Annotated in this window: 8 protein-coding genes; 2 read left to right on the plus strand and 6 right to left on the minus strand. The window is 69.3% G+C overall.

Annotated elements, in window-relative coordinates; translation table 11 throughout:
• Positions 1 to 20: 20 nt before the first annotated feature.
• The 5 genes from mrcB to AC3ITN_RS14780 all read right to left on the minus strand — a co-directional run bounded on the left by mrcB (position 21) and on the right by AC3ITN_RS14780 (position 8,297).
• A complete protein-coding gene (gene mrcB / locus AC3ITN_RS14760; protein WP_489390988.1) occupies positions 21 to 2,459 on the minus strand; it encodes a penicillin-binding protein 1B in 2,439 nt (812 codons plus the stop codon).
• 93 nt (positions 2,460 to 2,552) lie between these two features.
• Positions 2,553 to 3,599, minus strand: a complete 1,047-nt coding sequence (locus AC3ITN_RS14765) for a glycosyltransferase family 2 protein (protein ID WP_489390989.1) — start codon at positions 3,597 to 3,599, stop codon at positions 2,553 to 2,555.
• Positions 3,599 to 4,498 carry an SDR family oxidoreductase gene (locus tag AC3ITN_RS14770; protein ID WP_489390990.1) on the minus strand — a complete coding sequence of 300 codons (900 nt, stop codon included), beginning with the start codon at positions 4,496 to 4,498 and terminating at the stop codon, positions 3,599 to 3,601. The genes AC3ITN_RS14765 and AC3ITN_RS14770 overlap by 1 nt, the downstream gene beginning before the upstream one ends.
• A gap of 53 nt (positions 4,499 to 4,551) precedes the next feature.
• The gene (locus AC3ITN_RS14775) at positions 4,552 to 6,114 is read right to left on the minus strand and encodes a hypothetical protein (RefSeq protein ID WP_489390991.1); all 1,563 of its coding nucleotides are present in this window, start codon (positions 6,112 to 6,114) and stop codon (positions 4,552 to 4,554) included.
• 29 nt (positions 6,115 to 6,143) lie between these two features.
• The gene (locus AC3ITN_RS14780; protein WP_489390992.1) at positions 6,144 to 8,297 is read right to left on the minus strand and encodes a RelA/SpoT family protein; all 2,154 of its coding nucleotides are present in this window, start codon (positions 8,295 to 8,297) and stop codon (positions 6,144 to 6,146) included.
• 128 nt (positions 8,298 to 8,425) lie between these two features.
• Between AC3ITN_RS14780 and AC3ITN_RS14785 the strand changes: the two genes are divergently transcribed.
• The gene (locus AC3ITN_RS14785) at positions 8,426 to 8,962 is read left to right on the plus strand and encodes a hypothetical protein (RefSeq protein WP_489390993.1); all 537 of its coding nucleotides are present in this window, start codon (positions 8,426 to 8,428) and stop codon (positions 8,960 to 8,962) included.
• A gap of 44 nt (positions 8,963 to 9,006) precedes the next feature.
• Here the strand turns inward: AC3ITN_RS14785 and hrpA are convergent, their stop codons facing one another.
• Positions 9,007 to 13,104: an ATP-dependent RNA helicase HrpA gene (gene hrpA / locus AC3ITN_RS14790; protein ID WP_489390994.1), complete on the minus strand. Its 4,098-nt coding sequence runs from the start codon at positions 13,102 to 13,104 to the stop codon at positions 9,007 to 9,009.
• 88 nt (positions 13,105 to 13,192) lie between these two features.
• Between hrpA and AC3ITN_RS14795 the strand changes: the two genes are divergently transcribed.
• Positions 13,193 to 13,741, plus strand: a complete 549-nt coding sequence (locus AC3ITN_RS14795; protein WP_313346639.1) for a Dps family protein — start codon at positions 13,193 to 13,195, stop codon at positions 13,739 to 13,741.
• Positions 13,742 to 13,769: the final 28 nt, after the last annotated feature.

The following is a 13,769-nucleotide window of genomic DNA, read 5'->3' on the forward strand; positions in this document are numbered from 1 at the left end:
GGGCCAGCCTCTGGTGCGGTTCATCGAGCGGGGGGAGTGGCCGCGGGCGCGGCCTGGGCCGGCTCTGCGGCCGGCTCGGGCTTCTTGTCCAGACCGAACCAGCTGCGCCAGCCGCCGCCTTCATTGCCTTCGCCCCCCTCACCTTCGGGCAAGGCGGTCGGCGCCACGCAGGCGGTATAGGCCGGCGCGTAGCCGACCACGAACGGGAAGCGACGCGCACCCGGGCAGGATTCGTCGGTGGCAGCGGTGCCGCTGGCCTCCACCGGCTGCCAGTCCAGGCCCTTGTTGCTGACCTTCAGCGGCGAACTCGGCAGGCGGCTGAAGATGCCCGACCAGACCCGCATCGCACCGGTCGCACCGAACAGGCCGGTCTGTTCATTCTTGTCGTTGCCCATCCAGACCACCGCCAGGTGGTCGCCGGTGTAGCCGGCGTACCAGCTGTCGCGCCCGTCGTTGGAGGTACCGGTCTTGCCGGCGGCCTGCAGACGGCCCAGGCCATCGGCGTTGAGCCGTTGCGCGGTGCCGCTGGAGACCACCTGCTGCAGGCCGATGCTGATCAGGTTGGCGGCAATGGAGTCGCCCTCCTGCGCCGGCGCGGGCGTCTTGTCGTAGCGCTTGAGCAGCTTGCCCTGCGGGTCGAGCACGCCGCGTACGGCGTGCAGCGGCTGGATCTCGCCACCCGAGGCGAGGAACTGGTACAGCTGGGCCATCGCGTACGGGCTCTGGTCGGTCGCGCCCAGGATCACCGACGGGTTGCTCTCCGCCTTGAGTCCGGCCAGCACATGGATCAGCTGGGTGACCCGCTCCGGGCCCACCTGCATGCCCACGCGCACGGTGGCCTGGTTGTAGGAGTTGGCCAGCGCGTCGATCAACCGCACGGTGCCGTGGCTGCGATTGTCCGCGTTGCCCGGGGTCCAGCGCTTGCCGCGGCTGAGCTGCACGGTGACCGGGGAGTCATCGACGAAACTGGCCAGCGAATACTTGTCCGGTTGCGCCAGCGCCAGCAGATACACGAAGGGCTTGAGCAGTGAACCCACCTGCCGCTGCGCCTCGATGGCGCGGTTGAAGCCCGGCTCGGATACATCACGGCTGCCGACCACGGCCAGCACGTCGCCGTTGTGCACGTCGGTCAGCACCAGTCCGGCCTGCAGTTCGGGGCGTCGCTTGTTTTCCAGCGACTTCAGCGTCTTGGTGACGGCGCCTTCGGCATAGGCCTGCGCCGACGGCGCCATGCCCGTCATCACGCTCAGCCCGGCGCCCTGCAGCACCGATTCCGGGTAATCATGGCCCAGCTGGCGACGCACCAGGTCGACATAGGCGGGGAAGCGGTTGGCGGCGATCAGCCCCGGATTCTTCGGCACTCCGAGCGGCGCCTTGAGCGCACGCTGCAGCTCGGCGTCATCGATCAGGCCGTTCTCGTGCAGCTTGCCCAGCACGAAGTTGCGCCGGTCCAGCGCGCGTTCCGGGTTGCGCCGCGGGTCGTAGTAGGACGGGCCCTTGACCAGGCCGATCAGCAACGCGACGTGCTCGGTATTGAGCGAGGACAGATCGCGCCCGAACCAGAACTCGGCACCCGAGGACATGCCGTGGATCGCCTGGCTGCCGCGCTGGCCCAGGTAAACCTGGTTGAGGTAAGCCTCAAGGATGGTGCGCTTGTCGTAGCGCGCCTCCATGATCAGCGCGTACAGCACTTCGTTGAATTTTCGGGTGACGGTCTGTTCCTTGCCAATCCCCAGCAGGCCGCTGCGGGCCAGCTGCTGGGTCAGCGTGGAGGCGCCCTGGCGGCTTTGGCCGCCGGAACGAATGGTGACCCACACCGCGCGCGCGATGCCACTCAGGTCGATGCCGTGGTGGCGATTGAAGTCCTTGTCCTCCACCGCCTGCAGGCCAGTGACCAGCAGCTCCGGCGTTTCCTCCAGGCGCACCAAGCGGCGCTCTTCCTGCTTCTGTCCGTACAGCGTGGCGATACGCGCCGGATCCAGGCGTGCGGCCTTGACTGCCTTGCGGCTGTCGGCGTCGCGGAGCGAGGCGATCTGACCGCCGGAGACGCTCAGTTCAACCCGACGCGGCGCGACCCGACCGTCCACGTCGTTGTAGCCGCGGCTGGAGATGACGAAGCGACCGCCATCCTGGCTGAACGTGGCCGGTGACTTGCCGGTCCCGTCATCCCGGTACGCCGATGCCGCCAGCTCGGTCTTGAGCGTCTGCACGTCCATGGCCACGCCCGGCGCCAGCGCCAGCGGTCGCGCGTAGACACGCGTCGGGATCTGCCAGCGCAGTTCGCCAAAACGTTGCGTGACCTGCGTATTGAGGTAGACCGTGTAAGGGATCAGGAATCCGAGCGCCAGCGCGAACGCGGCCATGCCCCAGGTGATCAGGCGACGACGCCAGCGCGGCCAGCGGCTTTCGGTGTCGTCCTCGAACTCGTCGATGTCGTCGGAATCGTAGCGTGGGGGCACGGGCATTCGGAAGAATAAACTTTGCCGAGTCTAGCGCAGCTGCCGCTGCAGCAGGCGCCAGGCGATCCGCCGTTTCACCGCAGTTCAATCAGGTCAAACCCCGCCCCGCCAGCCGGTCCAGGCACCCCTGCAGGCGGCAACCCCGCCCCGCCAGCCACCGCCCGCCAGGCAGGCATTGGCGATGCGCGCCACCAGCCGCGGCGCGTCATGGGCGATCCAGCGCCAGTCCACATCCACCCGGCGATACACGTGCAGGCGCGACCAGGCCATGCGCCATGCGACCGCGGCCAGCCCCTGCAGGTCGTCGGGTGCGAACGTCACCCCACGCGCCTGCAACAGCGCCTGCAAGCCGCGCAGTCGTTCGGCGGTGCGCTGTTGCCCGCCCCGATCACGCAGATTCAACGCACGAAACTGATGCAGAATCGAGCGCCGCGATGCACCAATCTGGTTGCCACCGTGCTGGCGGTAGTCGATGGTCGAGCGCGGCAGCAGGTCCAGCCCACCCTTCAGCGATGCGATCACCGCCAACCATTCGTCATGACTCCAGCGCGGCGCGACGGGCAGGGCCTCCGCCAACAACGAGCGGCGCAGCGCACAGGTGGCGCCGGTGATGAAATTGCGCAGCAGAATGGCATCCATCGCCTGTCCGGAGCGCTCCAGCGCGATCTCGGCTGGATGCGCCCGCAGCACCTCCAGCAGCGTGGCGCCGAGCGGCGCGCCTTCGCCATCAACCAGGCGCGCATCGCTGTGCAGCATCAGCAGCGTTGGATCCGCGTCGAATCGGCTGGCAAACGCCTCCACGCGATCGGGATCCCAGACGTCGTCCTGGTCGCACAGAAACAGGACGTCGGCGCGACACCGCTGAAGCGCGTCGGAGAAGTTCGCGACATAACCCAGGTTCCGGGGATGCTGCACCACCTCCACCCGGATGCCGCGGGCCGATGCACGCACGGCGAAGGCATCGAGCATGGCCAGCGTAGCGTCGCAGGAGCCATCGTCACCCACGACCACTTCATCCACAGGCACGGTCTGCGCCAGAATGCTGTCCAGCTGCGCCTGCAGGTAACGCGCGCCGTTGTACGTGCACATCGCCACGCCGAACCGAGGCGCCGCTGCGGAACCGGTGTGGGCACTGGACATCAGGCGGCACCCTGCTGCTGCGGCGCAAGGCGGATGCGTTCCCCGGCAGCCGACAGCGGCATCGGCGACCACGTAGCCGCATCGGGCTGGAACGGCCGCGGATGAACGCCCAGCAGGCGCTGCAGCGGAGCGTTGTCGGCAACCAGGTCCTGCTCCAGCCGGGAAACCGGCCCGCGGGCGCGCGGAAGCAGCGCCGCGAGCAGCCGCAGCGCGTGCGCCGGCAGGTACAACGGCAACGTCCGCTCGGCCATGCTTGCCCGCACACGCTGGAACATGCGCTGGTACTGCAGGCGCTCGCCGCCGCCGATCTCCAGCACCGTCGACGCGACGGCATCGGTGTCCAGCGCGGCCATGACCGCCCTGGCGATGTCGTCGGCATGCACGGGCTGTCGCAGACCGTGGGTCATGGGGATCGGGAACATGCGCACGCGCCGTGCACGCGCCACGATCGGACTCAGGCTGCGGTCGATACCGGCACCGTAGATCAATGTGGGCCGCAGCACGGTCCACTGCATGCCCAGCCGCCCGGCCTGCTCGGCCAGCCCCTGCTCGCCCCGCTGCAGCCGGGCAACCACGCGCAGCTCATCGGTCTGCGCGGACGCCTGCTTGGTGACCACGCTCATCGAACTGGTGGCGATGATCTTCCGCGCCGGTGCCAGCGCCTGACCGGCCAGCCAGTCCGCCCAGGCCTCCATCGGGCTGAAGCTGACGATCGCCTGCCAGGTTTCTCCGGGGTGTGCTGCCAGGACCGTCTCGAGATCACCCATGCGCCACTGCACTCCCTCTTGGGGAGGTTGTGGCTTACGGCTGATGGCCAGCACCGGAATCCCTGCCATCGACAGGCGTGCAAGCAGGAAACGGCCGATCTGACTGGTCGCACCGGAAACAAGGACGGTCATGCCGGCCCCAGCTGGATATGGACCCCATACTATAGCTGAGGCCCGCCGCGGCCTCAGCGCGACGCGTCGATGTCGTTCAACCGCTGCTGCAGCGCCTGGTGGTCGGCCGACGCTGCGCTGCTGCCCAACGCCTTGGCCGCCTGCAATGCCGTACGGGCAAACTCGACATCGCCCCGTCCCAACCGCTCGCTGCCGATGGCCAGCCAACGCTGGGCCAGCCGCTGCCGGGCGGGGCCGATCGCGTCCGCGCCGGGAGCCAGGGTCTGCCATGCCTCCAGGCAGGCGCCGGCAGCCTGCACGCGGTTCTCGCGGAGCCGGTCCTCGAAACACGCGCGGGTTGCAGGCAGCAGGCGTTGCGCTGCCGCGCGCACGCGCGCGTCGCGGGGGGCCAGCGCCTGTGCTTCGCGCAACGCATCGTAGGCGCTGCGGCCGGGCGGGGCGAGGAAGTCACCGCGGGATTCGGCGTCGGCGAAATTCTCCAGCAGCTGCGCCAATGAACGCTCGCGCCGCGCCGGAGTGCCGGCCGGCGTATTCAATGCGCGCTCGGCCTGGCGCGCTTGCGCCATCGCCTGCCGCGCCGCCACCAGCGCGCGGTCGGAGGCACCCAGCGACTGGGCCGTCTCCAGCGCCTGCTCGGCGGGGCCGAAGCGGAAATCCGCGGCCTGTCGCGTCGCCGCGGCCAACAACGCATCGATAACGCGCTGCAGGCCCTGCTGTGCCGCCGGATCGTCGGGGCGGACGGCCAGCACGGCCTGGAAGTCGGACCCGGCCGCCTCCCAGCGCTGTCGGTTCAAGGCCGCCTGCCCCTGCCGCTGGCGCTGCTCCAGCGCGGTATTGAGTGCGGCCTCGCTGGCCGGAAGGTCGACATGGCCGGCATCGAAGCCGCGCGCACGCTGCAGCACTGCCGAGGACTGCGCCACATCACCGCGCGCGGCCGCCTCGCGCGCCCTCTGCAGCAGGTCGGACAACGCGTCCTCGCGCCCTTCCAGCGCGCGCAGGTGGTTGGGCGCGAGTGCCAGCGCCTGCTGGAACAACGGCAGCGCAGTGTCGTCGCTGCCATCGAGCCGCTGTGCCTGCAACGCTGCCTCTGCGCGGCCAAGCAGCACACCGAAACCGGCGCCGTTCTGCTGGTGCTCGCGCAGCAGGCGCGCCACCGCGTCCGCGTCGCGCTGTGGCACCTGCAGTTCGCGGGCCAGGGCGAGGGCGCGCTGCGCCGCGTCGGGATCGCCTGCGGCCAAGGCATCGCGCGCCTGCTGCAGCGCGGCCTGCGCGGTGCGCACCAGGCCGGTGCGCGCCTGCGTGCGGTCGCCATCCAGCGCGAGCGCCGCCTGGTACCACTCACGCGCACCGCTCCCATCGGCCGCACTCAGCCGCCCGGCGGCCAGCGCACGGTCACCGCGATCCAGCAGCTGCTCCACCTGCGGTTCGTTCCAGAACCAGTTCGCCAACGGACGCCTCGCGAGCACCAGCAAGGCGAACACCAGCACGGCCACAAGCGCTGCCCACCGCCAGATCTTCCGTGTGTGCCACGCCTGCAGCCACCACCAGCGTCCTTCACGGCGCACGCGGCGGAGCGCTGCATGCGCGGCGTCCTGGCGGTCGGGGTGATGGCTCATTCCGTGAGCCTGGCGCTGTTCACGTGATTTCAGCCCAGACGTCGCGCGTCGCTGACGCCCGGCAGCGCATCCAGCTTGCCCAGCAGCGTGGAAAGCTGGCCGTAGTCGCTCACCTTCAGGCGCAGGCGCAGGTGCGCGCGGCCGCTGTTGCGCACGTTGTCACTGTGGATGTCGAGTACATAGGCGTCTTCCTGGGCGATCAGGTTGGTGATGTCCTTGAGCAGCCAGCGCCGGTCCACGGCATCGACCACCACGTCCACCTCGTAGCCGCTGCCCGCCTGCCCCCACTCAACAGGAAGGATGCGCTGCGGGCTGGCCGCCGACAGGCGCGCCAGCGCGGCGCAGTCGGTGCGGTGCACGGTGACGCCGCGGGTACGGGTCAGGTAGCCGACAATCGGCTCCCCGGCGACCGGCTGGCAGCACCGCGCCAACTGCACCAGCAGGTTGCCCACGCCCTGAACGGTGAATTTGGACTTGCCCAGGCCGTCCCGGCGTGCGGTCGGGCGCGGCAGCGCGGGCGCCGCCGGCTGGCTGGCCGCGCGTTCGGCTTCGAGCAGCGCGCGGCTGACCTGGTTGGGGCCGGTGTCGCCCAGCGCGACCTGGATGTACAGGTCATCCACGCTGTCGGCATGGAACTTCCTGGCGGCAACGGCCAGGTCGGCGTGCTGCAGGCCGAGCCGCTTCAATTCGCGGTCGAGCAGGTCGCGGCCGGCCTGCACGTTGCGCGCGCGGTCCAGCTTGTGGAACCAGCCACGCACCTTGTCGCGCGAACGGTTGCTGGCCAGGAAGCCGTTGGACGCCAGCAGCCAGTCGCGGCGCGGATCGGCCTCCTTGCCGGTGAGGATCTCCACGCGGTCGCCGCTGCGCAGGCGGTAGGTCAGCGGCACGATGCGGCCGTTCACCTTCGCGCCACGGCAGCGATGCCCGACCATGGTGTGCACGTGGTACGCAAAATCCAGCGGCGTGGCCCCCTGTGGCAGGTCCATCACCTCGTCCTTCGGACTCAACGCGTAGACCCGGTCCTCGGTCAGCTCGGCGTCCAGCGCACCGGCCAGCTCACCCCCGTGGCCTTCCTGCGACTGCTCCAGCAACTGGCGCATCCAGGTGATCTTGCGGTCGAACGCCTTCTCCGCGCCCTTGCTGCCTTCCTTGTAGCGCCAGTGTGCGGCCACGCCGAGTTCGGCCTGCGCATGCATGTCGTGGCTGCGGATCTGCACTTCGATGGTGCGCCCTTCCGGGCCGATCACGGCGGTATGCAGGGACCGGTAATCGTTGGCCTTGGGCCGGGCGATGTAGTCATCGAACTCGCTTGGCACCGGCGCCCACAACGAGTGCACCACGCCGAGCGCGGCATAGCAGGCGGCCACGTCCTGCACCATCACGCGCACCGCGCGGATGTCGTACAGCTGCTCATAGGCCAGTCGCTTCTTCTGCATCTTCCGCCAGATGCTGTAGATGTGCTTCGGCCGACCGCTGACCTCGGCCTGGAGGCCCTGCGCCAGCAGCTCGCGCGAGAGCACCTTCTTCACCGTTTCCACGTAGCGCTCGCGCGCCAGGCGCGTTTCATCGACCTCGCGTGCGATGCGCCGGTAGGTATCCGGCTCCAGGTGACGGAACGCCAGGTCCTCCAGCTCCCACTTCAACTGCCAGATACCGAGCCGGTTGGCCAACGGCGCGTGGATGTCGCGGGTGAGCTGGGCCAGGGCGCGCCGCTCCTCCTCGGGCAGCCGGTCGGCCGCCCGCATGCGTGCCAGTTGCCGCGCCAGCAGGATGGGCACGACCCGCAGGTCCTGGATGATGGACAGCAGCAGCCGGCGCAGGCCTTCGCTGTTGCGCCCCGCGTCGCGCCCCGCATGCAGCGCCCAGACCTGGTCGGCGGCATCCAGCCCCTCGAGCAGCCCGACGACGCCGGCCTTGTGGTTGCCCAGCGGCAGCGCGTCCAGCCCGGTGCGCAGCCCGGGCAGGTCGAACAGCAGCGCGGCCAGCAGCGCGCTGTCGTCGGCCGACAGCAGGGCCAGCGCATCCAGCGTGTCGGCCAGCACCGGCCAGCCGGCCTGCATCGCGTGGTCGGCATCGTCCGCGCCCCAGCGCTGCAGCAGCGCCTCGCGCAGCACAGGCGGCAGCGATGCCGCCGAGGGTCGGTTCAACAGGGCATCCAGGCCGGGGAGAGAAGCGCGGTTCACAGCATCGTGCAGACAAGGCAGAGAGCCCTACACTAGCGCCGGTACCGCTGCCGGACAATCACCACCGGCGTTTGCAATGTTTTTTTGCCGGACAACATCCGGCGCCATCCCATTTACGGAGACCTGCCATGCGTTTTTCCCGTCTGAGAATGTTGGCCAGTGCGGCCGTCCTGCTGAGCATGGCCGGCCCGGCCCTGGCCCAGCGCGTGGTCGAAGGTGACCTGCAGCAGCAGATGTCGTCGGCCGAATTCAAGGCGGCCGGCCTGGACAAGCTCAGCCCGGCCGAGCTGGCCGCCCTCAACGGCTGGCTGCAGGGCAAGGTAGCTGCGGTCAGCGCCGACGTGCGCGAGCAGGTCCGCGAACAGGTGCGCGAGGAAGCGCGCGAAGAAGGCCGCCAGGAAGTGATCGTGAAGAACCGCGGGTTCTTCGCGTTCGGCACCAAGGAGCCGATCGTGAGCACGCTGGAAGGTGAGTTCCGTGGCTTCGGCAAGGGCCGCCGTTATGTGCTGGCCAACAAGCAGGAATGGGAACAGACCGACGATGTCACGTTGGCCGGCGTGCGCAAGACCAACCCGGAAGTGTCGATCTCGCCGGGCGTGGTCGGCACCTGGTACATGCAGGTGAAGGGCAGCAACACCCGCGCCAAGGTCCAGCGCGTCAAGTAAGCGTACGGCCCCGCGCCGCAAGGGCACGGGGCCGTATGGGTGGGTCAGGCCTGGCGCAGCGCCGCCACGCGCTGGGCCAGCTTCTTGGCGGAAATGCCGGTGCGAGCCCCAAGTTCCTGGGCAAACAGCGACACCCGCAGTTCCTCCAGGTCCCAGCGCAGGTCCTGCCACTGCGTGCGCTGGCGCAGGCCGCGCGCTTGGGCGTCGGCCAACGCGTCGATGAACGGCCGCAGCTCGAGCATGCGCGCCTGGTCGCGCGGTGGATCGCGCTTGGCACGCTCGCTGCGCAGGATCATCGCGCGCAGGTAGCGCGGGTACTGGGCCAGGGCATTGGCCGGGGTCTCGCGCAGGAACCCGGGATGTACCAGCCCCGCCAGCTGCTGCTCCAGATCGTCCAGGTTGCCGCGCGCCCAGCCCATCAGCGGAGACTCCAGCAGCGGCTTGAGCTCGGCGACGTGGGACAGAATGCTCTCGGCCAGCTTCAATCGCGCCATCGCCTCGCCGAACAGCTCACGGCCTGCCGCATCACGGCGCTTGGCGAATACCGCCGGATCGCGGATCTCCCCCAGCCCGTCGGCGAGCACGGCATTCATCGCCGCATCCACCAGGTCGCCGCGAAGCCGTTCCTGCGACTCGATCGACGCGTACAGCAAGCCGGTCTTGGCGGGCACCGGCAGCTGCTTGCGGGCGTGCTTGGCCTTCTCCGCCAGCGCGATCTCCAGCAGCCGGCGTACCCCGCGCGGATGCTGTTCAAGCGCCTCGTTGCGATCGGCGAAGATGCGCAGCGACGCCGACTCGCCGGCGTCGACCAGCGCCGGGTAGGCTGGCACGCCCGCCTCACCGGGCACCTGCAGCGGGATCGACGTGGCCGGGAAGTCGCGCAGCCCTTCGGCGGCCAGTGCACGCCCGGCCCGCGCAGCGAAGGCATCGCCGGCCTTCTCGCCGAAGCGCGCACGCAAGGCGTCCAGGTCGCGCGAGGCGGCGAGCAACGTGCCCTGCGCATCATGCAGACGCAGGTTCATGCGCAGGTGCGGCTCCAGCGCGCCCTCGTCGAAGTCGGTCGCCGCCACCTGCACACCGGTCGCACGCGACAGGAACCGCGCCAGCTCGCCGCGCAGGTCATCGGCGGACGGCGCGGGGAAGGCCTCGGCAAAGGCACGCCCGAAATCCGGCGCCGGCACGTAGTTGCGGCGCATCGCCTTGGGCAGGCTGCGGATCAGCGCCGACGCCTTGTCCGCCACGAAGCCGGGCGCCAGCCACGACAGCCGCGCCGGGTCGAGCGCGTTGAGCAGGTGCAGCGGCACATCCAGGCTCACACCGTCCTCCTCGCTGCCCGGTTCGAAGCGGTAGTGCAGCGCCAACCGCGCGTCGCCCAGCGGCAGGTAGGCTGGATAGCGCTCGGCGTCGCTGCCCTCGCCCGGCAGCAGGTCGGCCAGCGACCATGCCAGTGCGTGCCGCTTGTCCGGTGCCAGGCCTTTCCACCAGGTATCCAGCCCGGTCGCGGAGTGGATCTCCGATGGCACGCGGTCCAGGTACCAGCGCGCCTGCCAGCCTTCATCGGCGACGATGCCGGCACGGCGCAGCTTGGCCTCTTCCTCGCGCGCCTGATCGAGCACCTTCAGGTTGTCGGCGACGACACTGGCACGGGTGTTGATCTCGCCGGTCACCAGCGCCTGACGCACGAAAATGTCATGCGCCTCGCCCGGCGCGATGCGCCCGTAGTGGACCGGCTTCTTCGGGGCCAGCACCAAGCCAAACAGGCTGATCTGCTCGGAGGCCAGCACCTGGCCCTGCGCGCGCGACCAGTGCGGGTCGAAGTGCTTTCGCAGCAGCAGGTGCGGCAGTTCGGCGATCACCCAGTCCGGCTCGATCGCGGCATTGGTCATGCCCCACACCTTCTGGGTATCCAGCAGGGTGGCCGCCAGCAACCACGGCGGCGGTTTCCTGGCCAGCACCGAGCCGGGGAACGGCAGGAACCGGCGCTGGCGCGGCGCCAGGAAATCGCCCTTGTCACTGCGGTGCCCGATCTGGGTGGGCAGGCCGGCGATCAGCGCGCGGTGCAGGGTCTGGTATGCATTGGCGCGTACGCGCTCACTGAAACCGCCCCGGTCTTCCTGCACTGCGACCGGCGCCACCACCGGCGCGGCGGCGGGTGATTCGCTCTTGCCCTCACGGGCCAGCCGCGCGGCGCGATGTTGCTGGCCGCGGGTCGCCTTGGCCTTGGCCTCGTCGTCGCGCGCCGCTGCGGGCGCGGACGAGCCGGCCAGCAGCGGCGCCATGGCGGTATCCAGCGGCTCCTCGCTCCAGCCCAGCTCTTCGCACAGCACCCGCAGCTGGCGGTGCAGCTCGCGCCATTCGCGCATGCGCAGGAAGCCCAGGAAGTGCCGTTCACACCAGCCGCGCAGCTTGGACTGGGTGAGGTCTTCGTGGGCCTGCCGGTAGCCTTCCCACAGGCGCAGCACGCCGACGAATTCGGAGCGGCCATCGGCGAACAGCGCGTGCGCGTTGTCGGCTGCGGCGCGTGCCTCGGGCGGGCGCTCGCGCGGGTCCTGGATGCCCAGGAACGAGGCAATCACCAGCATCGGCCGCAGGCAGCCCTGCGCCTGCGCGGCAACCAGCATGCGGGCCAGCTTGACGTCCACGGGCAAGCGCGCCATCTGGCGGCCGATCGGGGTGAGGCGGCGCTCGGCGTCGATCGCGCCCAGTTCGCCCAGCTGCTGCCAGCCATCGGCGACGGCACGCTCGTCGGGCGCTTCCAGGAACGGGAAGTCCTCGATCCGGCCCAGGCCGAGCTGAAGCATGCGCAGGATCACGCCGGACAGGCTGGAGCGCCGGATCTCCGGGTCGGTGAACTCGGCGCGCGACTGGAAATCCGCCTCCGAATACAGCCGGTAGCAGATGCCTTCGGACACGCGACCGCAGCGGCCCTTGCGCTGGTTGGCGCTGGCCTGCGAGATCGCTTCGATATGCAGCCGGTCCAGCTTCTGGCGCGGGCTGTAGCGCTTGACGCGGGCCAGGCCGGGGTCGATCACGTAGCGGATGCGCGGCACCGTCAGCGAGGTCTCGGCCACGTTGGTGGCCAGCACGATGCGTCGCTTGCTGCCGGGATTGAAGACCTGGTCCTGGTCCTTCACCGACAACCGCGCGTACAGCGGCAGCACCTCGGTTTCGCGGTACTTGCGCCGCTCCAGGGCCTGGTGGGCGTCGCGGATCTCGCGCTCGCCCGGGAAGAACAGCAGGATGTCACCACGCGGATCCAGCCGGGTGATCTCGTCCACCGCACCGACCACGGCTTCATTGACGGTGCGTTCGCCGTCACGACCGCCGTCCTCATCGCCGCCACCCTCGCCTTCCAGCGGCCGGTAACGCACCTCCACCGGGAAGGTGCGGCCTTCGACGCTGATTACCGGGGCATCGTCGAAATGCTGGGCGAAGCGCGAGGTGTCGATGGTCGCCGAAGTGACGATCAACTTCAGGTCGGGCCGCTTCTTCAGCAGCTGCTTGAGGTAGCCGAGCAGGAAGTCGATGTTGAGGCTGCGCTCGTGCGCTTCGTCGACGATGAGGGTGTCGTACTGCGACAGCCAGCGGTCACTGCTGATTTCAGCCAGCAGGATGCCGTCGGTCATGAACTTGATGCGGGTGTCGTCGCCGACCCGGTCGGTGAACCGCACCTGGTAGCCGACGGTGGTCCCCAGCTCCGACGTCAGCTCCTGGGCCACGCGGGTGGCCACCGCACGCGCGGCGATCCGGCGCGGCTGGGTGCAGCCGATCATGCCGGCCACGCCGCGACCGGCCGCCAGGCACAGCTTGGGCAGCTGGGTGGTCTTGCCCGAACCGGTCTCGCCTGCGATCACCACCACCTGGTGGTCGCGGATCAGGGCGGTGATGGCCTCGGCTTCACGCGCAATCGGCAGGCTGTCGTCCAGACTGATCGACGGCTGGTTCAGCGCCCGCGCCGCCCGCCGCTGTACCGACGCCTGCAGGGCCTGCTCGAACGCCGCTGCCGCGCCCGCATCCGTCGGTTTGGCGCGCACGCGCGAGAGCATCCCCAGCAATCGACCTCGATCGCGGCTCATGGCCCCGTCAATGGCGGTCTGCTGCAGGTGCAGGGTGGAAGCGGAAGGTTTGCTGATAGAGGTCATCAATCGAATCGTTTAAAACTTTGAGTACTACTTGAAGAGTAGTCTGATCTATTGTGAAGGCCATCCAATCCACAAGGAGCACTCTCCCATGGCGAAGACCAAGACGCCGGCGAAACCCAAGACCGGCAAGCAGAAACTGGCAACGGCGGCTCCGTCGGCCCCGAACATTGATATCGGGATCAAGGAAGGCGATCGCAAGAAGATTGCCGACGGGCTGGCGGGCTTCCAGGCGGACGCGTTCACGCTCTACCTGAAGACCCACAACTTCCATTGGAACGTGACGGGCTCGATGTTCAACTCGCTGCACACCATGTTCGAAACCCAGTACACCGAGCAGTGGGCAGCCCTGGACGACGTTGCCGAACGCATCCGCGCACTGGGCTTCAACGCCCCGGGCTCCTACCGCGAGTTCGCCGCCCTGACCTCGATCGCCGAGGAACCGGGCCTGACCGACAGCGCGGACTGGCGTGAAATGGTACGCCAGTTGGTCGCCGCCAACGAGGCCGTGTGCCGGACCGCCCGCAAGGTGCTGGACGTGGCCGACGACGCCGACGACGCCCCGACCGAGGATCTGATGACCCAACGCCTGCAGACCCACGAAAAGTACGCCTGGATGCTCCGCTCCCTGCTCCAGTAGTGCCGGCCGCTGGCCGGCTGCTTTTCTT

It is taken from the genome of Stenotrophomonas sp. KH_036_B, assembly GCF_057839485.1.